General features: G+C 69.0%; 21 protein-coding genes. 10 read left to right on the plus strand and 11 right to left on the minus strand.

The window, feature by feature from the left end; genetic code table 11:
- Positions 1–152: 152 nt before the first annotated feature.
- Positions 153–920 (minus strand): SDR family oxidoreductase, encoded by a 768-nt coding sequence (locus AB0M63_RS44345; protein WP_366023365.1) that lies wholly within the window; start codon positions 918–920, stop codon positions 153–155.
- Positions 921–1,054: 134 nt separating this feature from the next.
- Between AB0M63_RS44345 and AB0M63_RS44350 the strand changes: the two genes are divergently transcribed.
- Both AB0M63_RS44350 and AB0M63_RS44355 read left to right on the plus strand, forming a co-directional pair.
- Entirely contained in the window at positions 1,055–1,726 is a 672-nt protein-coding gene (locus tag AB0M63_RS44350) for a TetR/AcrR family transcriptional regulator (protein ID WP_366023366.1), read from the plus strand.
- A gap of 351 nt (positions 1,727–2,077) precedes the next feature.
- The gene (locus AB0M63_RS44355; protein ID WP_366023367.1) at positions 2,078–2,857 is read left to right on the plus strand and encodes a hypothetical protein; all 780 of its coding nucleotides are present in this window, start codon (positions 2,078–2,080) and stop codon (positions 2,855–2,857) included.
- A 31-nt stretch (positions 2,858–2,888) separates the two neighbouring features.
- Here the strand turns inward: AB0M63_RS44355 and AB0M63_RS44360 are convergent, their stop codons facing one another.
- On the minus strand, positions 2,889–3,206 hold the full coding sequence (locus AB0M63_RS44360) for a Smr/MutS family protein (RefSeq protein WP_366023368.1): 318 nt from the start codon (positions 3,204–3,206) through the stop codon (positions 2,889–2,891).
- A gap of 276 nt (positions 3,207–3,482) precedes the next feature.
- On the opposite strand from AB0M63_RS44360, the gene AB0M63_RS44365 reads away from it, so the two are divergent.
- Positions 3,483–3,824 (plus strand): hypothetical protein, encoded by a 342-nt coding sequence (locus AB0M63_RS44365; protein ID WP_366023369.1) that lies wholly within the window; start codon positions 3,483–3,485, stop codon positions 3,822–3,824.
- A 90-nt stretch (positions 3,825–3,914) separates the two neighbouring features.
- Here AB0M63_RS44365 and AB0M63_RS44370 read toward each other — a convergent pair whose 3' ends face one another.
- From AB0M63_RS44370 to AB0M63_RS44385, 4 genes are all read right to left on the minus strand, one after another.
- On the minus strand, positions 3,915–4,934 hold the full coding sequence (locus AB0M63_RS44370) for an aldose 1-epimerase (protein ID WP_366023370.1): 1,020 nt from the start codon (positions 4,932–4,934) through the stop codon (positions 3,915–3,917).
- 16 nt (positions 4,935–4,950) lie between these two features.
- Positions 4,951–5,733: an ATP-binding cassette domain-containing protein gene (locus AB0M63_RS44375; protein ID WP_366023371.1), complete on the minus strand. Its 783-nt coding sequence runs from the start codon at positions 5,731–5,733 to the stop codon at positions 4,951–4,953.
- Entirely contained in the window at positions 5,730–6,764 is a 1,035-nt protein-coding gene (locus tag AB0M63_RS44380; protein ID WP_366023372.1) for an ABC transporter permease, read from the minus strand. Before AB0M63_RS44380 ends, AB0M63_RS44375 begins: the two co-directional genes overlap by 4 nt.
- 105 nt (positions 6,765–6,869) lie before the next feature.
- The gene (locus AB0M63_RS44385) at positions 6,870–7,994 is read right to left on the minus strand and encodes a substrate-binding domain-containing protein (protein ID WP_355924030.1); all 1,125 of its coding nucleotides are present in this window, start codon (positions 7,992–7,994) and stop codon (positions 6,870–6,872) included.
- Positions 7,995–8,144: 150 nt separating this feature from the next.
- Here AB0M63_RS44385 and AB0M63_RS44390 point away from each other — a divergent pair, with 150 nt between their 5' ends.
- The 3 genes from AB0M63_RS44390 to AB0M63_RS44400 all read left to right on the plus strand — a co-directional run bounded on the left by AB0M63_RS44390 (position 8,145) and on the right by AB0M63_RS44400 (position 10,200).
- Entirely contained in the window at positions 8,145–9,203 is a 1,059-nt protein-coding gene (locus tag AB0M63_RS44390) for a LacI family DNA-binding transcriptional regulator (protein WP_366023373.1), read from the plus strand.
- A gap of 319 nt (positions 9,204–9,522) precedes the next feature.
- Positions 9,523–9,867: a hypothetical protein gene (locus AB0M63_RS44395; RefSeq protein WP_366023374.1), complete on the plus strand. Its 345-nt coding sequence runs from the start codon at positions 9,523–9,525 to the stop codon at positions 9,865–9,867.
- Between the two features lie 51 nt (positions 9,868–9,918).
- A complete protein-coding gene (locus tag AB0M63_RS44400; RefSeq protein ID WP_366023375.1) occupies positions 9,919–10,200 on the plus strand; it encodes a hypothetical protein in 282 nt (93 codons plus the stop codon).
- Between the two features lie 55 nt (positions 10,201–10,255).
- On the opposite strand, the gene AB0M63_RS44405 is transcribed toward AB0M63_RS44400, so the two are convergent.
- From AB0M63_RS44405 to AB0M63_RS44420, 4 genes are all read right to left on the minus strand, one after another.
- The gene (locus AB0M63_RS44405; RefSeq protein ID WP_366023376.1) at positions 10,256–12,817 is read right to left on the minus strand and encodes a GH32 C-terminal domain-containing protein; all 2,562 of its coding nucleotides are present in this window, start codon (positions 12,815–12,817) and stop codon (positions 10,256–10,258) included.
- Positions 12,818–12,989: 172 nt separating this feature from the next.
- Positions 12,990–13,673 (minus strand): hypothetical protein, encoded by a 684-nt coding sequence (locus AB0M63_RS44410; protein ID WP_366023377.1) that lies wholly within the window; start codon positions 13,671–13,673, stop codon positions 12,990–12,992.
- Positions 13,674–13,833: 160 nt separating this feature from the next.
- Entirely contained in the window at positions 13,834–14,871 is a 1,038-nt protein-coding gene (locus tag AB0M63_RS44415; RefSeq protein WP_366023378.1) for a LacI family DNA-binding transcriptional regulator, read from the minus strand.
- 602 nt (positions 14,872–15,473) lie between these two features.
- Positions 15,474–15,950 carry a MarR family transcriptional regulator gene (locus AB0M63_RS44420; RefSeq protein WP_366023379.1) on the minus strand — a complete coding sequence of 159 codons (477 nt, stop codon included), beginning with the start codon at positions 15,948–15,950 and terminating at the stop codon, positions 15,474–15,476.
- Positions 15,951–16,019: 69 nt separating this feature from the next.
- Between AB0M63_RS44420 and AB0M63_RS44425 the strand changes: the two genes are divergently transcribed.
- Positions 16,020–16,943 carry an alpha/beta hydrolase gene (locus tag AB0M63_RS44425; RefSeq protein ID WP_366023380.1) on the plus strand — a complete coding sequence of 308 codons (924 nt, stop codon included), beginning with the start codon at positions 16,020–16,022 and terminating at the stop codon, positions 16,941–16,943.
- A 612-nt stretch (positions 16,944–17,555) separates the two neighbouring features.
- Here AB0M63_RS44425 and AB0M63_RS44430 read toward each other — a convergent pair.
- Positions 17,556–17,954 (minus strand): hypothetical protein, encoded by a 399-nt coding sequence (locus tag AB0M63_RS44430; RefSeq protein WP_366023381.1) that lies wholly within the window; start codon positions 17,952–17,954, stop codon positions 17,556–17,558.
- A 1,629-nt stretch (positions 17,955–19,583) separates the two neighbouring features.
- Between AB0M63_RS44430 and AB0M63_RS44435 the strand changes: the two genes are divergently transcribed.
- The 3 genes from AB0M63_RS44435 to AB0M63_RS44445 are packed head-to-tail and all read left to right on the plus strand — an operon-like array spanning position 19,584 to position 23,020.
- Entirely contained in the window at positions 19,584–21,944 is a 2,361-nt protein-coding gene (locus AB0M63_RS44435) for an RHS repeat-associated core domain-containing protein (RefSeq protein WP_366023382.1), read from the plus strand.
- The gene (locus tag AB0M63_RS44440) at positions 21,910–22,518 is read left to right on the plus strand and encodes a DNA/RNA non-specific endonuclease (protein WP_366023383.1); all 609 of its coding nucleotides are present in this window, start codon (positions 21,910–21,912) and stop codon (positions 22,516–22,518) included. The genes AB0M63_RS44435 and AB0M63_RS44440 overlap by 35 nt, the downstream gene beginning before the upstream one ends.
- Positions 22,496–23,020 carry an SMI1/KNR4 family protein gene (locus AB0M63_RS44445; RefSeq protein WP_366023384.1) on the plus strand — a complete coding sequence of 175 codons (525 nt, stop codon included), beginning with the start codon at positions 22,496–22,498 and terminating at the stop codon, positions 23,018–23,020. Before AB0M63_RS44440 ends, AB0M63_RS44445 begins: the two co-directional genes overlap by 23 nt.
- Positions 23,021–23,069: the final 49 nt, after the last annotated feature.

Genomic DNA, 23,069 nt, shown 5'->3' on the forward strand with positions numbered 1-23,069 from the left:
TGTCGGGCCCCTCTTTTTTCCCCCGGGGTGTTGGGGTGGGGGGGGGGGGGGGGGGCGGGCGGCGGGGGGGCGCCTGCGGGGGGGGGGGCGGGGGGGCGGGGCGCCGCGCCCACTCCCGGGGAGGAGGGTGTACGAGTGGCGCATGGGTGGGGCTACTTGGCCTGGAAGCCGCCGTCGATGTTGAGGATCGCGCCGGCGACGAAGGAGGATTCCTCGGACAGGAGCCAGTGGATGCCGGCGGCGATTTCTTGGGGGCGCCCCATGCGGCCGATGGGGTGCATGGCGGTGATGGTGTCCTCGTCGTACTGCCCGAGTGCGATGGCCTTGGCGATGATGTCGGTCTTGATCGCGCCGGGGGCGACTGCGTTGACGCGTACGCCCTGGGAGGAGTACTCCAGTCCCGCGGTCTTGGTGAGGCCGACGACCGCGTGCTTGGTGGCCGCGTAGGGGCCGCTCCAGGGGATGCCGTTGAGGCCGGCGATGGAGGCCAGGTTGACGATGGAGCCGCCGTTGCCGCCGGCCAGCATCTCCTGGATCTCGCGCTGCAGGCACAGGAACAGGCCCATGACGTTGGTGGAGAGCATCTCCTGGAACTTCACCGGGTCGGCGTCGGCGATGACGGCCGTCTCGTTGGCGAGGCCGGCGTTGTTGACCGCGAGGTCGAGGCGGCCGTGGTCGGCCAGGACCGAGTCGAACAGGGCCTTGATGCTTTTGGGCGAGTCCATGTCCGCGACCGTGAACGAGGCGCTGCCGCCGTTCTCGGTCAGTTCCTCGACGGCCTGCGCGCCGACGTCCGCGCGCCGTCCGCTGAGGACGACGTGTACACCGTCGGCGACCAGGAGCCGGGCGGTCTCCTTGCCGATGCCCGTCGCTCCGCCGGTGATGACCGCGACCTTCTTGTCACTGTTGTTGCTGCTCATGATGGGGGTCTCCTTGAGGAGTCGTTGACGGATGTCCCGCGCCCCGGTCCTTTAACGGACCGGCGGTCTCTTGTGTTGAACTTAAAGTACCGCCGGTCTGATGTCAACAGACCGGCGGTCTGTAGGATGGGGTGATGGCAACCTTTCAACGCGCCCGCAGTGATGAGCAGCGGGAGATCCGGCGGCGGGCGATCCTGGAGACGACGGCCGCGATGCTCGACGAGATGCCGGTGGCCGAGGTCAGTCTCAATGAGCTGAGCCGACGGGTCGGGCTGGCCAAGTCGAACGTGCTGCGCTACTTCGAGTCCCGCGAGGCGATCCTGCTGGAGCTGCTGGACAGCGCCTGGAATCAGTGGACGGCCGACCTGCCCGGCCGGCTCGCCGCCGGCATCGACCCCGCTCACCCGGCCGGCCGGCGCGGCGACGCGTTCGCGGCGGTGTTCGCACACTCCCTCGCCGAGCGGCGGGTGCTGTGTGATCTGCTCAGCGCGCAGGCCGGTGTCCTGGAGCACAACGTGTCCGCGCAGGTCGCCGCCCGGTACAAGAAGGCGGCCCTCGCCAACACCGCCGCGCTGGCCGATCTGGCGCGCCGGTACCTGCCGGAACTGGGCGAGGGGGCCGGGCAGCTCGGCGGGCAGGTCTACATGGCGGCCGGCGCCGTATGGACCCATGCCCGGCCCTCCCCAGGCATGCTCGCCGCCTACGACGCGGACCCGTCCCTGGCCGCCCTGCGCATGGACTTCACCTCCTCGCTGCAGGAGATGGTGGCCACCCTCATCGCCGGCACCCTCGCCCGTAGGGCGTAGGCGCCGGGGGCCGGGGCGGATCCGGGGCGGCGGTCCACCGGCGGGATCGTCGTCTGCCGGCCGGGGAGGCTTCCCGCCCTGCCTGCACCGGTGGGGTCGGCGCCGGCTCGCCGTGCTCGTCGGCCGGCCGTCAGCTTGAGGTCGGCGGGGCCGAGCCTGGCCAGATCCGTGCCGAGGGGGAGCGGGGAGCCGGCCGACGACCGCAGGCTCAGCTGAGTCTGCCGCTCGTCGGGGGCCGGTCCGCCGTCGCTGCTGTTCGTGAGGACGCCGGTCGCGGCCGGGAAACCGATCACCGTGGCAGAGCCTTGATCACATACCCTCTCCTGGCACGCACACGACAAGGGGAGGGTCATGAGAGGCAGAACGGCCTGGGCCGCGGCCGGTGGGGCGGCGGCATTGGTGCTGGTGACGGCGACCGGGGCGCATGCGGAGGGGCGGGGCGACGTCCGGGTGGTGAAGACCGTCGTCAACGGCGGCGCCAACGTCATCGTGGGAACGTCGAAGGCGATCCGCTACCCGGTCGACATCACCGTCAAGGACAACTCGGGGGTGAAGGGGCTCACGCACGTCAGCACCTTCAACAGGGCGAACGCCTACACCTTCGCGACCTGGAACGACGACTCGTCGTGCACGAAGAAGAGCGCGACGACCTCGGTGTGCCGGGCCACGCTGAGCATCGACCCCGCCTGGATCGCGGACAGCGACGACATCGACTCCAACAAGCTCGCCGGCGTCTGGCAGGTCAACGCGACCGTCAAGGCGAACGACGGCGACTACTGGATCTCCGACGACATCGCCGAGTACAAGATCAAGCGCGCCGCCCAGCTCCCGACGGTGATCGCACCGGAGAAGGTCGCCAAGAACGCCAAGGTGACCGTCACCGGCAAGCTGTCGCGGGCCAACTGGGAGGACCGCAAGTACCACGGGTTCCCCGGGCAGCAGGTCAAGCTCCAGTTCAGGAAGAAGGGCGCCGCCCACTACAGCACGGTCAAGACCGTCACGACGGGCAACACCGGGCAGCTGACCACCAAGGTGACCGTCACCTCGGCAGGCAGCTGGCGCTGGTACTTCCCCGGCACCACGACCACCTCACTGAAGGCGTCGGCCGGGGACACCCTCGACCTCAAGTAGCGATGCACTCCTGCGCGCTGCGGTCCACGACTCAACGGAGATGGACCAGGATCCGGCCGGCGTTGGTCGGATCCGTCTCCACACGGGTGTAGAGCTTCTTGAGGTGCTTCTGCGCCAGGACCGCCAGCACCCGCTTCTTCAACTGGCCCGTCCCCTTGCCCGGGATGATCTGGACGGTGTCGACCCCGGTGGCGGCGGCCTTGAAGAGGGTCTGCCGCAGAGCCGTGTCGATGGCGCGATCGCTGCGGAAGACAGGGTGCAGATCCAGGGTCAGCAGGGCCATCGCCTCCGATGAACTCGGGCCCCGGCCGACGCCGGGTCCCCGTGGGGCTCGTCGTGCTCGTCGCACGGTCGCAGCGTATGTGATCCTCCGGGCCCCGTCCCCTCCGTGACCGAATCGGGGCAGCCCGCTCCCACGCGGCCTGCTCGACGCCCTCAGCTCAGGCGGCATCCGGTGCTGGGCCGAGAGGGCGAACAGGCCATGGCCATCCTCAAGTCCTGGCGCCGGCTGCGGAACCTCCGGGGCAGCGCCACCGCGCCACCGACCTCGTCAAGGCCGTCCTCACCCGGGAGTTGACCGTCTCAACCTGAGGAGGAAGCCCCCCCTGCCTCCTATACTCCTGGCGTGTTTGATACACCGAACCGCTTCCATGTTTCGTCTGTGCTCAATCGGCAGTCGATCGCACAGCACGGCCTGGATTGGACCCGGATGGGCGCCGCACCGGGAATCGCCGGCAGCCGCCGCCCTGAGGTGGAGGGGATCTTCGTCTGCCGGGGCGAGGAGGAAGCAGAGTTCTTCCTTCAGATCAACAACACCGATGGGCCGGTTGATCTCTGGTCCGTGGACGGCATCGATGAGGGGTTGCTCCTCGACAACGGCAACGGATTCGTCTACCTGCCCGCCCGCATACCGGCCGCGCGAGTCCGCCTGGTGCGATCAGACGTTCCTCCGCAGCTTGGTTTTTGACTTCGCGCGGTGGCACGGCCGGTGCAGGCCGCCGGGTTGGGTCCTGGGCTTCGGCTCGTGTCCGGGCTGTCGGACTGTCGGCCGCGGGTGTCAGGTTTCCGGGTGCGTGTATGTGGCGCCGAAGCGGAAGTGGCGTGGCCGGCCGGGCTCCAGGGACAGGGCGGCGGCGTGTTCCGGGCGGTTGAAGGCGTCGGTCGTCGCCTCGACGGGTTCCAGCGCGATGGAGGCGCGGCGGTCGCGTGCCAGAGTGTCTCCGGTGAAGACGTGCATGTACCCGCCGTACTGCCATATCCGTAGTTCGCCACCGGTCGCCGGGTCGTTCAGTACGGTCTCGGTCCGGCCGGTGGGGCCGGGGATCAGGTCCGCGTAGCAGGCGTCGATGACGGCGTCGCCCAGTTGTCTCGGTGAACGGAAGTCCATGCCGGGGCACCGGTCGAGGGGGATGAGGCTGTCCTCGCCGCGGAGGGGGATGAGGGACGCGTCGGTCTGGATCAGGGTGTGTGCGGGGATGTGCAGGGTCAGGTCGTCGATGGGGCGGGACAGGGTGAAGTAGGGGTGCCAGCCCGCCGCGTAGGGGGCGGTGGTGTCGCCCACGTTCGTCGCGCGGACCTCGATGCTCAACTCCCGGCTGCTGACGGTGTACTCCACCTCCAGGTCGACGGCGAACGGGTAACCGGGGTACCGGCCCGGTCTGATGCTCGTGCTGCGCAGCAGCAGTCGCGCGGAGTCGGCTGCCGTGGCGGCGTCGGCGAGTTCGAACGGTGCCTGGCGGGCGAAGCCGTGGTAGATGAGGCGGTCGGTGTGGCGGTCGGGCAGCAGGTCGTGGTCCTGCCCGTCCCAGGTGTAGCGGCCGTCGGCGACGCGGTTGGGGAAGGGGGCCAGCAGACCGGCCCGTACGCCGTCCTGCGCCAGCAGCTCCTTCTCGTCGCGGTAGCCGTCCGTCAGCTCCGTGAGTCCGGTGTGCCCGGCCGTCCCGGACCTGACCTGCCAGCTCAGGAGCGTCGCACCGCGCAGGGCGAGGACGGCGCGCGCGGAGCCGTCCGGCGCGGAGACGACAAGGGTGGGTTCGCCGCCGAGGCGGTCCTCGGCGATCCGGTACTCGGCGGTCATTCCCCTGGTGTTCCCTTCAGCTCGCTTCGGGGGCGAGCTTCTTCGCGCCCGTCATGATGGCCACCGCGTCCTCCATGGAGTGCGACTGCGGGGTGATGACGCCCGCGCAGCCGCCGAGTCGCTGGATGTGGATGCGGTCGGCGACCTCGAAGACGTTGGGCATGTTGTGGCTGATGAGGATGATGCCGAGGCCCTGGTCGCGGAGGTCGCGGACGAGTTTGAGGACCTGGCCGGTCTCGCGGACGCCGAGGGCGGCGGTGGGTTCGTCGAGGATCACCACCCGGCCGCCGAAGGCCGCTGTGCGGGCGACGGCGACGGACTGGCGCTGGCCGCCGGAGAGCGTCTCCACGGCTTGGCTGATGTTCTGCAGGGTGCCGATGCCGAGCCGCTTCATGTGGTCGGCGGCCTGCTTCTTCATCTCGCCGGTGTCCAGCATGCGGAAGACCGAGCCGAGGATTCCCTTGCGGCGGATCTCGCGGGCGAGGAAGAGGTTGCTGGCGATGTCCAGCGCGGGGGCGACGGCGAGAGTCTGGTACACCGTCTCGATGCCGGCCTCGCGGGCGTCCTGCGGGCGCTTGAAGTTCACCTCCTTGTCGTCGACGAGGATGCTGCCCTGGTCGGGGACGAGGGCCCCGGACAGGCACTTGATCAGGGTGGACTTGCCGGCGCCGTTGTCGCCGATGACGGCAAGGATTTCGCCGGGGTGGAGGGTGAGGTCGACATCGTTCAGGCCGACGACCCTCCCGAAGACCTTGACCAGGCCCTTGGCTTCGAGAACGGGGGCGGTGGCGGTCGTCACGACTTCACACTCCGGATCCACTGGTCGACGGAGACAGCCGCGATCACCAGGACGCCGACTGCGAGGACTTGGTAGTTGGGGTCGATGCCGGCCAGTGCGAGGCCGTTGACGAAGACCTGGACGATCAGCGCGCCGATCAGCGAGCCGAAGACCACTCCGCGTCCGCCGAACAGGCTGGTGCCGCCGATCACGACGGCGGTGATGGACTGGAGGTTGGCGTTGAGGCCGCTGTTGGGGTCGCCGCCGCCGACGCGGCCGACGAGGATCCAGGCGCCCACGGCGATGGCGAAGCCGCCCACCATGTAGGCGCTGAGCAGGACCCGGTTGACGGAGATGCCGGCCAGTCGGGCGGCCTCGGCGTCGTCGCCGACCGCGTAGAGGTGGCGTCCCCAGGCGGTGTAGCGCAGGGCGTAGCCGATCACCGCGTACAGGGCGATCATGAGGAGGACACCGTAGGTCAGGTTCAACTGCCCGAGGGAGACGGTCTGGCCGCTCCACAGCAGGATGTTGCCCGGCTGGAGCGCCACCGTCTGGCCCTTGGCGTAGATGAGGGTGATCGCGGTGAAGACGCTGAGGGTGCCGAGGGTGACGATGAACGGCGGCAGTTTGATCTTGGTGACCAGGAACCCGTTGACGGCCTGTGCGGCTATCGCGACGACCGCTCCGGCCAGCAGGGCGAACACGCCGGGCCAGCCGTTGTCCGCGACGAGCTTCGACATGAGCAGCGAGGAGAGCACCATCACCGCGCCGATCGACAGATCGATGCCCGCGGTGAGGATGATGACCGTCTGCCCGACGGCGAGCGAGCCGATGACGGCGACCTGCTGGGCGACGAGCGACAGGTTCTGCAACGCGTAGAAGCGCTCGTTCACCAGGGAGAACACGATGGCGGCGAGCACGAGGACGATGGCCGGGCTGAGCGCCGGCTGGCGGTGCAGCACCGCGTGGATGCGCTGGCTGGGGGTGGCGGGCCGGTTGAGGAAATCCTCCGCCGGTGCCGATGTGGCTTGACTGTCCACGTGAGTGGTCACAGGGGGTCCTTCCGGTGTCTTCCCTGGTACGGGCTCATGGGCTCGTGCGGTGCGGGTGCGACGCCGGTGCCGTGACGGCTTCCGGCGTCGCACCCGGTCCGGGTGTCAGCTGCCCCAGCAGGCGGAGGCGGCCTGCGAGGGGGACTGCACGGTCTGGCCGTCCAGAGACTTGGCGGCGACGAGGGCGGTGCCGGTGTCGTAGAAGGACTTGCCGTTGGTCACGCTGGGCTTGCTGCCGCCGCGGGCCAGCTTGGCGATGGAGCTGACGCCGAGGGCGGCCATCTTGCCCGGGTACTGCACGGCGTCGGCGGCGAACTTCCCGCTGGTGACGTTCTTCAGGCCGGAGCAGCTGCCGTCGATCGCGTAGATCGCGGCGTTCTTCTCCTTGCCGGCCGCCTTCAGCGCGTTGTACGCGCCCTCGCCCGCGGGCTCGTTGATCGCGTAGACGACGTTGATGTCCGGGTTGGCCGACAGGCAGTTCTCCATCGCGGTGCGTCCGCCGTCGATGGCGCCCTGGGTGGGCTGGTGGCAGGCGACGGTGTACGTGCCGCCCTTGCCGCCGGTGTACTTGCCCGACTTGGCTTCCTTGCCGTTCTCGGTCTTGCTGCCGGGGTCGATGCCCATGCCTTCCAGGAAGCCGTGGTCGCGGTCGATGTCGACGGAGACGACCTGGTTGTTGAACAGGTCGAGCATGGCGATGACGGCCGGCTTGCCGTTCAGGGCGGCCGCGGCGTACTGGCCGTCGAGCTTGCCCGCCTGCTCGTTGTCGGTGGCGTAGGTGATGTCCGCGATGCTCGCCGGGTTCGGCGCGGTGTCCAGTGCGATCACGAAGAGGCCGGCCTGCTTGGCGCGGGTCAGCGCGGTGTTCACCGCGTCGCCGTTGGTGGTGATCAGGATGCCCTTGTCGCCGCGCGATATGGCGTTGTCGATGGCCGTGATCTGGGTCTGGGTGTCGCCGTCGGTGGTGCCCGCCGCGACCGTGAGGCCCACGTTGTCCTTGGCCGCCTGGGTCTTGGCGTCCTTCTCCATGCTCACGAAGTACGGGTTGGTGAGTGTCTTCAGGATCAGCGAGACACCCACCTTGCCACCGCCGCCCGAGGCGGAGGAGGAGCTTCCGTCGGAGGAACCGCAGGCTGCCAGCGCGACGCCGAGGCACACGGTGATGCCGATCGCCGCCGCCCGAGTACGCCGGCTGCTGCGGCCCGACCCCTGGCTGGTGGAGGTGTTCATAGCGTGATCCCTTTCGGAGCCCGTCCCTTGGCCGACGCTGAGACAACGTTGACTGGACGGGATAGTGGTCCCGTATGGACGGAGGCGTCAAGGGGCTGATAGACATGCGTCCGCAACGAGTAGGTAACGCACAGTCGGTTGGAGACAACGATGACTCAGGGCGAACCGCCGCTCCGGTCGACCCGCAGCCGCCCCACCATGCGCGAGGTGGCAGCGCTCGCCGGCGTGGCCATCAAGACGGTTTCCCGCGTGGTCAACGGCGTTCCGACCGTCGATCCGGCGATCGTGGCCCGGGTCCGCGAGGCCGCCGACAAACTGGGGTACCGGCCCAACCTGACCGCAAGCAGCCTGCGCCGCGGGGACGGCCGTACGGCCACCATCGGCATGCTGGTGGAGGACGCGGCGAACCCCTTCTCGGCCGCGCTGACCCGCACCGTCGAGAACGTGGCCCGGGAACGCGGTGTCCTGGTCCTCGTCGGCAGTCTCGACGAAGACCCCGCCAGGGAGCGGGAGTTGGCCCGGGCGCTCATCGACCGGCGGGTCGACGGGCTCGTGATCGTCCCCGCGGGTCGCGACCAGAGCTACCTGATCAGTGAGCAGTACTCCGGCACCTGCATGGTCTTCGTCGACCGGGAAGCGGGCCTGCTCGACGCGGACGCCGTCGTCTCCGACAACCGGCAGGGCGCCATCACCGCCGTCAACCACCTGCTGCAGACCGGCCACCGCCGTATCGCTTATCTCGGCGACCGGGCGTCCATCCCCACCGCCGCCCAGCGCTTCGACGGCTACCGGCACGCCCTGGAAGTCGCACACATCGACTACGACGACGAGATCGTCCGGCACACGGGTTCCAGCGAGGAGGCCGCCATCGCCGCCACCGAGCAGCTCCTCGCGCTGCCGAACCCGCCCACCGCTCTGTTCACCAGCCAGAACCTCGTCACCATAGGGGCCGTCCGCGCGCTGCGTGCCCTGGGCCGGCAGCACAGTGTCGCCCAGGTGGGCTTTGACGACTTCCCGCTGGCCGACATCCTCAGCCCGGGGATCACGGTCATCGCCCAGGACGTCGAGCAGATGGGCCGGACCGCCGCCGAGATGCTCTTCCGCCGGCTGGACGGCGACGAGTCACCCGCCCGCACCGTCACCGTGCCGACCCGGCTGATCGAGCGGGGCTCCGGCGAGATCCCGGGCGGAGGCCCCGGCCAGGGCTGAGCCGCCGCGGGCGACGGGTCAGTTCCCGGGCGGAGCGTGATCGGCGAAGCTCATCGATCTGGTCCGGCTCGATAGGCTTGGGTCGGCCGAACTGTGGTAGTTGGGCGGTGAGTTGGGTGCATCTGGGCTGTCGGCTCGAACGGCTGATCTGTCTGGCCGGTTTGCCGCTGGCGTGGACGCTGCTCGGCGGGCAGGTCCACATGGCGGCCGGTGTCGTGTCGGCCCATGCCCGGCATTCCCCGGGGATGCTCGCCGCCTACGAGGCGGACCCGTCCCTGGTGGGCGGGTTGGTAAAGGGTGGGGGGCGGGGAGTGTCCGGGTGGCTGCGGTCGCTGCTGTCCTGCACTTCGGCTCGGTCGTCTCGTGGGCATTGTCGGCCGGCGAGCACATCCACGCCGCCGTCCAACGGCTGCGCGCCGGCGGTACGGCACTGATCAGCTACGACCCCAACGTCCGCCCCGCCCTCCTGGGCGACCCGGTGCGCGGCGGGCAGGCCGTCGAAAGCGGCGTCGGCGTCGCCCACATCGTCAAGGTGAGCCGCGAGGACGTCGAGTGGCTCTGTCCCGGCACCCCGATCGAGCGGATCGCCGCGCGCTGGCTGGGACTCGGCGCGCTCCTGATCGTCGTCACCGATGGCCGGACGGTGCGCACACCTTCCACGTGACGGCGGGAAGCGTGACTCCCCCTGGCCGGAAGGTCACGGTGGTGGACACCCGTGAGAGCCTGCGGGCTGTTCGGTGCCCTGCTCCGCCATGGGCCGCACACTCCGGAGGGCGTCGCGGCCACCGCGGCCGTGCTGGTGACCGCCGTCGACGACGGGGTCCTGGTTTCGGCGCTCACCTGCGAGCGCATGGGCGCCGGCCCGCCCACCGCACGATCTCGTCCCGACCTGCCCGCCTCCTCACCCCTGCGAGTGACCGACCTCGCCTTTCCCGACGGCCCCGGCCCGGCGGGCTCAGGGAGTCGGCCACTGGAGGTCCCGCAGGGCGGTCGGTGAGACGAGGTGTGCCGCCAGGGCACCGACGTGCCCTGGCGGCACACCCAGGGACCGATCACTTCCAGACGGAGGCCAGTTGCCATGCCTGCATGCTGGTGAGTGTGGCGGTTCCGTTGTCGGCGAAGACGTCGATGCCGGTGCTGGAGGGGTCGGGGAAGATCTGGTCGGTGAGGACGACCTGTTCGCCGAGCGCGTTCTCGGCGTAGACCTCGACGGACGACGCGTCGACGAGGACGTGCAGGCTCAGGGGCTTGCCGTCGAGGGCGAGCGGGGCGCGTTCGGTACTGGAGAAGGTGGGGTCGAAGCCGACGTCGCCGGAGGCGGTGCGGTCGAGGTGGACCTCGCCGGTGGTGGTGTCGTAGCCGATTCGCGTGCGCTGTCCGGCTCCGGTGCGCACGTCGAGGCCGAAGTGGTCGGCGGTGCCCGGGGTGAGTTCCGCCTGCAGTTCCAGGGTGCTGCCATTGACGCCCAGCGGCACGGTGCCGTTGCTGACGGCGGTGGCCGGGACATCGGTTTCCGTGCCGCGGAGGGTGTTCAGTTCGCTGACGGGCTGCTGGATCAGCTGGGTCGTGCCGTTGACGGTTTGCAGTGAGAGTTGGCGGGGGAAGGTGTCGGCGCTGCGCCAGGGGCTGGTGGGGATGGTCTGGCCGTAGTTCCAGCTGTTCATCCAGGCGATCATGACGCGGCGTCCGTCGGGGGCGTCGGTGAAGCTGTTGGCGGCGTAGAAGTCCTGGCCGTAGTCGAGCCAGTGGGCGCGCTGGGTGAGGGACAGGGCGGGTTTGTCGGCGGCGGTGAACTGGTCGGCGAGGACGTGTCCCCAGCTGCCGGTGTTCGCATCGACGTCGGCGTCGACGATCTGGAGCTGGACCTGCTTGCCCTTGTAGGCGGTGGTGTTGAAGGAGGCCCAGTCCAGGTTTTCGGAGTTGGTGCCGGTGGCGCTCTGCACGATCTTGCCGTCGACCAGGAGGTTGACGCCGGTTTCGGTGGAGTGGGGCTGTGCCTGGGTGTCGGAGAGGACGACCTGGTCGAGATTGATGTGGCCCCAACTGCCCGTGTCGGAGTCCACGACCTTGATCTGGGCCTGCTTGCCCTGTAGGTCGGACAGGTCCCAGGAGGTCCAGTCCAGGGCCTCGGCGTTGGTGCCGGTGGCAGAGCGCACCACCTTGCCGTCGACGATGAGTTCGACGGCCGTGGGGGTGTCGGAACTTGCTGGGTGGTAGCCGCCGCCGATGAGGAAGTCCAGGTACTTCTTGTCGATGGTGAAGGTCGGTGAGGTGAGGGTGCCGGTGGTGGCGTCGCCGTTCAGATAGCTGTTGACGAGTCCGTTGCCGAGGTAGCCGGTGACCTGCTGCTGGTCGGGGAGGGTGCCCTGGGCCGGGCCGGTGCCGAAGGCGTCGCCGGTGGTGGTCCAGTCGCCGAGGGAGCTGGAGTAGGTGCTGCCCTCGAAGTCGGCGAGTGTCTCGCCGGTCGGTGTCGGTTCGTCGCCCAGGACGGAGCCGGTCCGGTACGGATGGTTGCCGCCGCCGACCTTGAAGTTGATGTAGTTGCTCGTCACGGTGAACGCGGGCGAGGTCAGCGTGCCGGTGGTGGCGTCGCCGCCGTGGAAGCTGTTGGCCAGGCCCGTCCCGTCGAAGCCGGTGACCGTGCTCTGGCCGTCCAGTGCCCCGGCCGCCGGCGCGCTGCCGAACGCACTTCCGGCGGCCGTCCAGTCGCCGAAGGAGCCGGACTCGAAGTCCTGCGTGACGGTGCCGCTCGGCGGGGTGTATATGCCGCTGTCGTCGGCGGTGAACTTCGTGCCGTCGAAGTCGCCGACGAAGTACTGGGCGCCGGAACCGCCCGCGATGGCACCGGGGTTGAGGTTGACCGCCAGGACCCACTTGGTCCTGCTCGGGTCGCCGTCCACGGGCAGCGGGAACAGGTCCGGGCACTCCCACACCCCGCCGGTCGCCCCGGCCGGGCCGAAGTCGCTCAGATGGGTCCAGTTCTTGAGGTCGGGCGAGCTGTAGAAGGAGATCTTGTGCTGGTCGGAGAGGGCAACCGTCATCAGCCAGCTCTTGGTGGGTGCGTACCAGAAGACCTTCGGGTCGCGGAAGTTGACGGAGTTCAGGTCCAGGACCGGGTTGCCGGAGTACTTGGTCCAGGTGGTGCCGCCGTCGGTGCTGTACGCCAGGGACTGCCGCTGGACGCCGGTGGACTTCACCAGGCTGGTGTAGACGGCGACCAGCGGCGGGTTGGCCGTGGTCCCGAAGCCGGTGGTGTTGTTCTCGTCCAGCACCACGCTGCCGGAGAAGACCATCTCGTCGTCGTCCTGGGGGATGGCCACCGGGAGCTGTTCCCAGTGGACGAGGTCGGTGCTGACGGCGTGGCCCCAGGACATGTTGCCCCAGGTGTTGCCGGACGGGTTGTACTGGAAGAACAGGTGGTACCGGCCCTTGTACCAGATGAGGCCGTTGGGGTCGTTCATCCAGTTCTGGGCCGGGGTGAAGTGGAACTGCGGGCGGTACTGCTCCTGGTAGAGGGTGTCGGCGGCGGCCGGCGTGGCGGCGAGCAGGCCCAGCCCGGCCAGGACGGTCAGGGCCGTGAGAAGTCTGCGGCGGGGACGGGTGGTTGGGGACATGGCGCTCCTTGTGCGGGAATCGAGTGGTGCGCGTGGGGGAGGGGCGTCTTGGGGTGCGGTGGCGGGGACGGGCTCCGCGGGGGGCGGCGAGGTTCCACGCCTGGAGGCTGAAGTCGGCGGACCGGGCCCGCGGGGACCAGGGGGGCGTCGGAGAGCGGGTAGAAGCGCGGGGTCAGGGCTTCTCCGGTGCTGAGGGAGAGTTCGAGGACGGACCGGTCGGCCGCCATGTGCGGTTCGACCGGAGCCCCGGGGTGGGCCGCCGGGCAGGGGATGCGGTAAGTGCCGCCCGCCGCTCAGCGATCCGGGAGGTGGAGCGGTCGATGAGGTCCCCGTCGTAACTGTGCAGTTGAGGGGAGTAGGCGTAGGGCCACCACTCGCCGCTGTCGCCGGTCTGCATGTCCAGCGCGTTCTTGAACGTGCCACCGGCGTTGATCCTGGCCGGCGCCGCGTCGAAATCGTCCTTCGTCCTAGGCTTGTCGAGGGCGGGGACGCGGATGCCGTACGTCGTCAGGACCCACGTGCGGGTGAACATCGTCAGGTCGACATCGTGGAAGCCGAACGGGTGGACCTTGACCTTGTACCGGCCCACGGTGCTGGGCAGTTGGTCGGCCACCTTGACCTTGCCGCCGGACAGGTCGAGCGGGGCGAGGCAGTTATCCCAGGCCCAGTTGGGCACGTTCGGTCCGTCGCTGTCCAGGACGCACGGCAGCTTGTTGGCGGATGCCGCGGCCATCACAGAGGTGCGCTTGACCACGCCGGGTTCGGCAAAGTCGCTGGCGTTGTGGGTCCACAGGGTGATGGTGTCGGCGCCGGTGCCCGGGCCGCTGCCGACGGTCGCCGACGCACAGCCGGCCACGGGTGCGACGGCGGCGAGGGTGGCTAAGCTCGCGCAGGCGCGGCGCCTCGTTGTACGGGCCATGGAACGGGTTCCTCCATATCACTGGATGGGGGTGCGACCCCGTCCTTGCGGCCAGTGTTGAAGGCCGCCGCAAGGGTGAGAGCCTTGCCGTCCGGACTCACGATCCGGGCGGGGAGGCGACCGATGCCCGGGGCACCAGCGGACAGCGCAACGCTTCCTGCTCCGCCGGGACCGCGGCCCCGGCCGACGGCTCGATGAGGCCCAGCAGTAGACGGACCGCCCGGACACCCATCTCGTAATGCGGCAGAGCGACCGTGGTGAGCGCCGGGTACAGGCCCTCGCAGATCAGCTCCTGGTTGTCGAAGCCCACCACCGACACGTCGTCGGGGATCGACAGCCCCAGGTCGTCGGCGGCCCGGTAGGCGCCCATCGCCATCCGGTCGTTGAAGCAGAACAGCGCGGTCGGCCTCTCCGGGCGGTCCAGCAGCTCCAGCGCCACGTCGTATCCCCCGCGGGCGTCGGACGCGCCGGCCACCACCAACGACGGGTCGAACGGCAGCCCGGCCTCGGACAACGCGGCCCGGTACCCCTCCAGCCGGCCGTGCGTGGCCGGGATGTCGTCCACGTTGGTGGCGAACCCGATGCGCCGGTGTCCGTGAGCGATCAGCTCACGGACCGCGGTGTGGCCTCCCTGCCGCTCATCAGGGACCACGCACGGCACGTCGGCTCCGACGCTGCGCGCGTCCAGCACCACCGTCGGCACCTGCTTCAGTTGCTGCGGCAGCTCCACCAGCCTGTGGTACATCGCCGCGTACAGCACGCCCTCCACCTGGCGCTCCAGCAGCAGGTCGATGCCGCGACGCTCCAGGTCGTGGCTTCCGCCGGTGTTGACCAGCAGCAGGACCAGCCCGTGCCGGGCCGCCTCCTCCTGGGCGCCGAGAATCAGCCGTCCGGCGAACGGCGTGGTGGCGATCTCGTCGCTGACGAAGCCGACCGTCCCCGAACGCCGCAGCCGCAGGCCCCGGGCGAGCCCGTTGGGGCGGTACCCCAGTTCGTCGGCGGCCCTGAGGACCCGGTCCCGGGTCTCGGGACGGATCCGCGCGCCGTCGACTTCGTTGAGGATGTGGGAGACGGTCGTCACGGACACCCCGGCAGCAGCCGCCACGTCCTTGATTCCGGTACGCCGCTTTCCCATACCCTGCCCAAACGTTTTGGCGATTGGTCAGCGAGCAGAGTGCACCGCCGTCGACACGTGCGTCAATGGCGTGTTACGAGCCCGTGTCCGGTAAGGGGATCGAGGTGATCCCGATCGGCCGTTGCGACGTGCCGAGCCCGAAAGCGCGGCTGGTCTCGCCGTACCTTGGCGCACCCGTGCCAGGGGGCTTGCGGCGCCTGTCACGCCCGCCAGGCCGGTCATCGAGACCGGATGCCGGCTGATCGGTCCGCGGCGGGTGGTGATGGGCGCGATGGTTGAGTGATCCCGGAAGGGCTGCACCGCAGCGCATCCCTCGGTCGGGACTGTCTGGTGATCCGCCGGCTGTCCTCCTGCGTCGGCACCGGTTTCTCCGTCTGGTTCACCCCCGAAGTCCAGCAGGCCGCCCGCCTGGTCAACGACATTTACGGCTCGGTCTGCGGCATCTTCGGCGCCTGGCGCGATCTGGGTCTCGGCCGAGGTATCCCGCCCGCCCTGGTCTCGGCCCTCGCCCGGGAACTCCACTTGTCCCTGCCCGACGTTCTCACGAAGCCGCCCGTACCCCGTAGGCCGGGTGCCGCAGCCCCGGTACGAGATGGTGCTCGTCAGCCCGTGGGTGTGCCGATCTGGTTGCGTTCGAGCACGGAGCGCAGCTTGGAGAGGGCCTGTGCGGCGGCCGTCGCTGAGGCGCTGTCGAGAGTGCCTCCGATCAGCTCGGCCACTTCGGCGGTGAAGGTTTTCTCTGCCGCGCCGACGAGTTGGGCGCCGTTGTCGGTCAGGGCCAGCAGCGAGGAGCGTCGGTCGGCTGGGTTCGGCTGTCGGGCGGCCCAACCCTGCCTCTCCAGGCGGTCGATGGTTTTGCTGGTCGCCCCGATACCGATGGCGAATTCGGCGGCGAGGTCCGCCACCCGGGACCCTGGGTGGTCGCGCAGGTAGCGCAGGGCCTCGAACTGCGAGGTGACGATCCCGTGCCGCTCGCGGAGGCGATCGTTGAGGGCGTTGTACAGACGCGTCTCGCATCGGACCAGGTCGGCGAAGAAGCCCGAGAGCTCGACCGTCCCGCCGCTCGATGTGGATGCCATGGCATATAGTCTAACTTATATTCCACGGCATATAGTTCCATGGAAGTCACCTACGGCGGGAGCGTACCTATGAGCAAGGAACAGCGCGCGAAGGTCGACGCGATGCTGCGGCAGCCCCGACCAGAGGGTCCCCGGTCGGTCGAGGAGATCCGAGCCGGATTTAAGGCGCTGATGACCCAGATGACCGTGCCCGACGGCATCCGCACCACGCAGACCACGCTCGGCGACCGACCCGCACTGTATGTCGAGCCGGACAACGGGCCGCGCGCCGGGACGATCCTGTACTTCCATGGCGGCGGCTGGGTGTTCGGCTCTCCCGAGACCGCCCTGTCACTGACGGGACACCTCGTGGCCAAGACCGGCCTCGGGGCGTACTCGCTGGACTACCGGCTCGCTCCCGAGCACCCGTTCCCGGCCGCAATCGAAGACACGCTGAGCGCGTACCGCGCCCTGCTCGACAGCGGCAAGGACCCTTCGACCATCGCGTTCGCCGGCGACTCCGCCGGCGGCGGACTCACCGTCACCACCTGCCTCGCCGCCCGCGACGCGGGCCTCCCACTGCCCGCCGCCATCGTGGCGTTCTCCCCGGGCCTCGACGCCACCCGAACCGGCGAGAGCATGGACACCAAAACGGGCATCGACCCGATCTTCACCCGCGAGGCCGTTGAACACACCGGAGCCATGTACCTCGCCGGAGCCGACCCGCATCAGCCCCTGGTCAGCCCGGCCGTCCTCGCCGACCTGACCACCTTCCCCCCGATGCTGATCCAGGTAGGCACCAACGAGATCCTGCTGGACGACTCCACGCGCCTGGCCACGCGTGCGAGGGCAGCCGGAGTGGACGTCGTCCTGGATATCACCGCCGACGTGCCGCACGTGTTCCAGTCCTTCGCCGGCGTCCTGGACGAGGCGGACGAGGCACTGGACCGCGCAGCACTCTTCCTCGGCCAGCGCATCCGCGCCGCGAGCGCAGCGCACACGTCAGCAGAGTAGGGCCAGCCCCGGCCTCACTCGGGCCGCGACCTCCACCCCGGGCCTTGCTCGCCATTCCCTTCCATGTGGTCGACCCGGGGCCCGTTCCTCCCCTTGGGCCTCCCGCCCGAGTCACCGAGAAACAGCCCCTCTGGGGCCTGAGACAGCCAGTCTTGACTATTGCTCGACCCACTCCTGGGCGCCTTCGCTCTGCCGGTCACGAAGCCGTCCGTGCCGTCCTCCGCGCAGGCCGCTGCGCTGTCCTCGAACCGGTCGTCGGTCTCCATCGGCATGAGGGTCATCATGCTCGAGGTCCCGCACAGCCGACGGCAGTTTGGTCAGCCCGCTGATCCTGGATCGAGCGCCCCACCGGGCCACCTGCCATCGCATCTGCGTGCGGACGGTCGGCTACTTCACTTCGACATTCGCTCCGGTACGGGGCGAGGCATCGGGCGCACGCGCCGCCCGAGAGGCTACCCAGGACCTCAGGCGCTTGGCGTCTCTGACCGCCGGACGGAGATGAACCGGCTGGTACAGGAATGGACCCTTGCTGTTCAACTGGCCGGGGCTGCAGGCGGATTGAGGGACGCAGGCTCAGGCTTTCTCCCACGGGCGTGGAACAGCGTCCGCATGTCACGGTCCGGGGGTGTCGCGCATCCTGCGAGGCAACCCCCGCCAGTCCTCCATGGCCCCGCTCACCAATGCTTCGACCCGCTCCTGTCCCTCGGCCTTCAGCACATCCAGGAGGCAGGCGCAGTGGGCGAGGTCACCGCCGAGGACGCATACGCAGATGCCGGCGATCTGTAACCCACGCGCCGCGGCGGCGAGATGGGCCTCGACCGGCATCATGATGAGGCGGCTCGTGATCTCTCCGATGAAAGCGTCGATGAACCTGTTCCGGTGAATTCCAGTCAGGCTGTCCCGGACGCTCTCCCTTGCCTTGAGGAGCGACTGCGCTGCTGCGGCGAGATCGTCGCATCCACCAGGCCGCCGGTGGTACCCCACCAGATCCTGCCAGACGCGGTCCGTCACGCATTCGGCTGCGCGCGCGGGCGATCACCTCGGCGGCGGCCTTGTCCAGAAGGTCGGCGCACCAACCGGCGAGTTCCGGTGGGAGGTGGTCACGAGGCACTGTGGCCCGGGGGAGGGGTCTGCCTTGTGCCGCGTTTCGGACCGAGGCATCGAACTTCGGCTGCCCGCGATGCCGCCAACACCGCAGCCCTGCTTCCCGCACCCTGTTTCGGCAAGCCTTCCGCTTCTTTGTCGCTCCACCGCACTGGCTCCCCATTCCCCGAGTGTCGAAAGCTGATCTTTGGCCGGCAACATCACGTCTGACGCAGCATCACATCCCGGCCTCGGTCACTCGGCTGGAATCTGCCACCGGGTTGAACGTTCGGCGACAGAACCCCGCCCCGGCCGAAGACCACCGCCGCACACACCGCACCCGTCGCCCACACCACCGCCCCGATCCGGCCCTTACCCGCCTGCCCATATCGACGCGATGCCCCTCGCCTTTCTGGTAGAGCCCGCACCCGGCTCTACCAGAAAGGCGAGGGGCATGGGCGGCCGCGCGCCGTAGCCGGCCTGCCGCAGGCACTCGGGTGCGCCACCCGTGCGTGAAGCAGGAAGGGTCAGTTTCGCGTCCGCCGCGGTCCCGGATCACTGCAGTGACTTATGGAACGGGCGTATCTCGGCCGTTCTGAGACCGGGATGGGTTCGGTTGTGGAGGCCGGACGACTATTCACCGCTGTGCCCGGTCGAGGTGATCAGGGCGATGAGGACGAGGAGGCAGGCCGTGAGAGTGATGACCTGCTGAGGGCGATCCCTGCTGGAGGGTCAGGGCTAAGGCGACGGTGATGGCGTAGAGCCATGAACGGCGCTGCAGCTGCGGGGAGTTGGGATTGGGCATGCGGGTCTCTGGTGATCGGCTGGTGTGCTGGAGACCTACGGTCATCCGGACGGCACCGTCCACGTCACGGTGGACTGACAGGGAACACGCTCCCTGAGACGTCCGGACCCAGGGCATGAGGCTTCAAGCCGCAGAAGTGCGACCGGACTGCATGTTTTGCCGCAAATGACCCGTGATCATTGCCACTTCGGCTTGGTGAAACCATATGGAGCACTTGTGTATCTCTTTAAAGATCGCTTAGAACCTCCTTTACGTTTTGTTCACCGAGGTGGGGGGCCCGTGCGTCCGGCGCGTCCGCTTGTTGTTGCTGTTGCCTTCGTTCTGGCCGTGCTGGCGGGAACCGAGCAGGCCGCGCTGGCAGTTGGCCAGTCAGCGGCAGGCTCCGGCGGACAGGCACCCGACCAGGTGTGGGGTTCGGCGGCGGGCCGTGGGCACAGCACGTCGGCGGACGCCACGGACGCCTCCGCGAAGGGCGGCAACAAGGGGGCGCTCAAGGGGCGGGGTGAGCTGTCCGCCGATCAGGCGGACGGTGTCACTGACCTCGGTGGCACGGCGAAGCTGCCGAAGCCCGGTCGTGTCCAGAAGGCCGAGGTGCCCGGCGCGGCTGCGGCCCACGGCTTCGACGCCAAGCGCAGCAAGGAAGTCACGGGCGAGCGCGGCGAGCGGCAGCGCACCTACCGTAATCCGGACGGCACCTACACCACCCGCTTCTACACCGAGCCCGTCAACGCTACGACGGCCTCGGCCGCCAGATGGAGACGACCGACGCCACCAACCGGCGCACAACCACCGCGTACGACGCTCTCGACGACGTCACCGCGAACACCGACTACGGCACCGGCACCACCGCGCTGCGCACGGCAACCGCCGAGTACGACGCCGAAGGCAACCGGACGGCCGTCGTCTCCGCCCAGACCAAGGCCCGCACCACGTACACCTACGACGCCCTGGGCCAACTGACCACGCAGATCGAACCCGTCTCCGCCACGGCATCGATCACGACGTCCTTCGGCCACGACGCGGCAGGCAACCGAACCCGTCTCACCGACGGCCGAGGTAACAAGACCGTCTACACCTTCAACAGCTGGGGCCTGCCCGAGTCCACCATCGAACCGTCCACCACCGCCCACCCCAACGCGGCCGACCGCACCTGGACAACCCTCTACGACAAGGCCGGACAGGACGTCACGGAACTGCTCCCCGGCGGCGTCAAGCGCGAGCGCACCTACGACGGCCTCGGCCGTCTCACCCGCGAGACCGGCACCGGCGCACAGGCGACCACCACCGACCGCACCCTGGCCTACGACCTCGCCGGCCGCCTCACCGCGACCGGTACCGCCGACGGCCTCACCCAGAACACCTACACCTACAACGACCGCGGCCAGCTCCTGACCGCCGCCGGGCCCGGCGGCGCCGCCAGCTACACCTACAACGCCGACAGCGCCATGACACTGCGCAAGACCACGGCCGGGACAGCCTCCTACGGCTACGACAACGCCGGACGCATCGACTGGGTCCAGGACCCGGCCACCGGCAGTCAGATCTGGTACGACTTCGACGCCGCCGGACGCCCGCGCCTGGAGCAGTACGCCACCAAGGCCACCGGCGCCACCTCGTACACGGCCACGGCCAAGCGCACCTACGGCTACGACGACCTCGGCCGCCTGAACACCGATGCCGTCACCAGCCTCGACGGCGCGACCACCCTCGCCTCGTCCACCTACGGCTACGACCTGGACGACAACCTGACGTCGAAGAAGACGACGGGCACGGCCGCAGCCGGCACCAACACCTACGGCTACGACTACGCGAACCGCATGACGTCCTGGACCAACGATGCCGCCACGACGTCGTACGAGTGGGACGCCGCCGGCAACCGCACCAAGGCCGGTTCGACCACATCGACCTTCGACGCCCGCAACCGCCAACTGACCGACGGCACAACCAAGTTCACGTATTCGGCGCGCGGCACGCTGACATCGGTCGACACCGGCACCACCCCCCGCACGCTGACCTTCGACGCTTTCGAACGCAAGGCCACCGACAGCGGCACGACATACACCTACGACTCGCTGGACCGCGTCCAGACCCGCGGGACGACAACCTTCACCTACGACGGTGGCTCCAACAACCTCGCGGGCGACGGCACCACCAGCTACAACCGCACTCCTGACGGTGCCCTGCTCTCGATGTCCACCGGCACCACCAAGCAGTGGGCCCTGACCGACCAGCACACCGCCCTCGTCGCCGGCCTCGCCGCCGACGGCAAACAGATCACCGGCTCGACGGCCTACGACCCCTTCGGTACGGAGACCGCCACCAATGGCACCACCCCCGCCGTCGGCTACCAGTCCGGCTGGACCGACCCCACCAGCGGCGACGTCAACATGGCAGCCAGCTGGTACCAGCCCGGCACCGGCTCCTTCGGCTCGCGCGACACCTGGCAACTCAGCCCGTCGCCGTCGACCCAGTCCAACCGGTACGCCTACGCCAACGGCGGACCGCTCAACGGCACCGACCCCACCGGCCACGACACCAAGGTCCGCGACGTCCCGTACCGGAGGACCGTGCGGTTCCAGCCCAAGAGTGACTGGCTCGACCGGAACATCGGCAACCTCTTCAGGTACGCCAGGATGTTCACCGGGCGCGGCTACGGTCTCGCGGCGGAGATCTTCCTGAACGTATGGGGCTGGAACAGCCCCAGCTACAACGACGGTTACACGGCGGTCAGCCAGCCGCAGGGCTCCTCGGCACTCGTCTACACAGGCCCGAGCCAATCACCGGGCTCCTCGGCGCTCGTCTACACCGGAACCAGGACAGGAACCGGTACAGGTACGGGAACCGGCTCCGGCGGCTGCTCGTACAACTGCGTCATCACGCCGCCCGCACCGCCCATCGACCAGAACCCCAACAATGGGCCCAACCCCGAGCCCGCACCCACCCGCACGAAGCCCAAGGCGGAGTGGACCGACGAGACGTGGAACACCAAGAAGGGCGTCGATGCGACGGTCGATCCGGAGACCATGCGCGGTCTCCTGGACGACGGCGAGTACACGCCTGCGGACCTCGCAACCCTCGATGCTCCAGAGCCTGTTCCCGGACCAGGACATTGACCCGGACTTCGGCTTCGGCAAGTCCGGCGCGGACCCCAACGCTCAACGGACGAGGAACCGGTGCTCCCGGGACTTCCCTTCCACCGACCCCTCCTTCTACTACGCCCCCATGACCCGGTTCGGAGCCGGCCCCGACGACTGCCGGGCCACTGGAGCGGTCGCGTACATCGACTCCTACGATCTGCGGGCCTGGCGTCTCGACCCGAAGTGGAAGCCCGCCGGGTACGAGAGACTGCCAGTCAGCAACCGGGCCGCCCTGCACCTGATCGGCAACCAGATGGGCGGTGCCAACGACACCCTGCGGAACTTCGTGGCGGGTTACCAGACCCCTGCGAACTCCCCGCACATGCGCTCACTGGAGGACGAGATCACCAGCACGGTGAGATCGGGCCAGCGTGTCGCGCTCGGTGTGCTCCCTGTGTACAACGGCACCGATCCGGCGATCCCGACTGAGATCAAGATGTACGCGGTCGGAGACGGCGGATACGGCCTGAACTGCACGGTCTACAATCGGGCGTCCGGCGGTTACTCCTGTACCGAAAGGTCATCCGGTGGAACTCTCTCGGTTCCGTGAGCTCCTCGGCGAGCCCTCGGTGAACGGTGACGTGGAACGCGACTGGCGGGCGCTGGAGGACCGCGCCGGGATCGAATTCCCTGACGACTACAAGGGGTTCGTCTCGGCATACGGTTCCGGCTGCCTGAACGACCAGCTCTACCTGTTCCACCCGAGGGGAGTGGCGGGGGACGACGGGTTGCGCCTCGAATCCCTGTGGGAGCAGGCGGGATACGCGTACGCGGAACTCTCCCGGAACGCCCCGGACATGTATCCGTACGCTGTCTATCCGGCGGCGGACGGATGCCTGCCGATCGCCCGCTCGTCATCCGGAAACCACGTTTTCCTGTCCCCGCCGAAGGCCGGCGGGAAGGACTGGTCCGTCGTCATCGACATGGGTGAATGGGGCGAATTGCCGTTGTCCTTCACGGACTTCCTCTGGACGGCGCTCCGGGGCGACCTGGAGATCCCGATCATCGAGGACGAGCCGTCGTTCGAGCCTGTGGGTGCACTCGAACCCTGAACGGGCGGCGAACCGCAGTGGTGCCTTCGTCGTCCCTGACCTCCCTCCT

This window comes from Streptomyces sp. NPDC051576, assembly GCF_040681835.1.
Classification (GTDB): Bacteria; Actinomycetota; Actinomycetes; order Streptomycetales; family Streptomycetaceae; genus Streptomyces.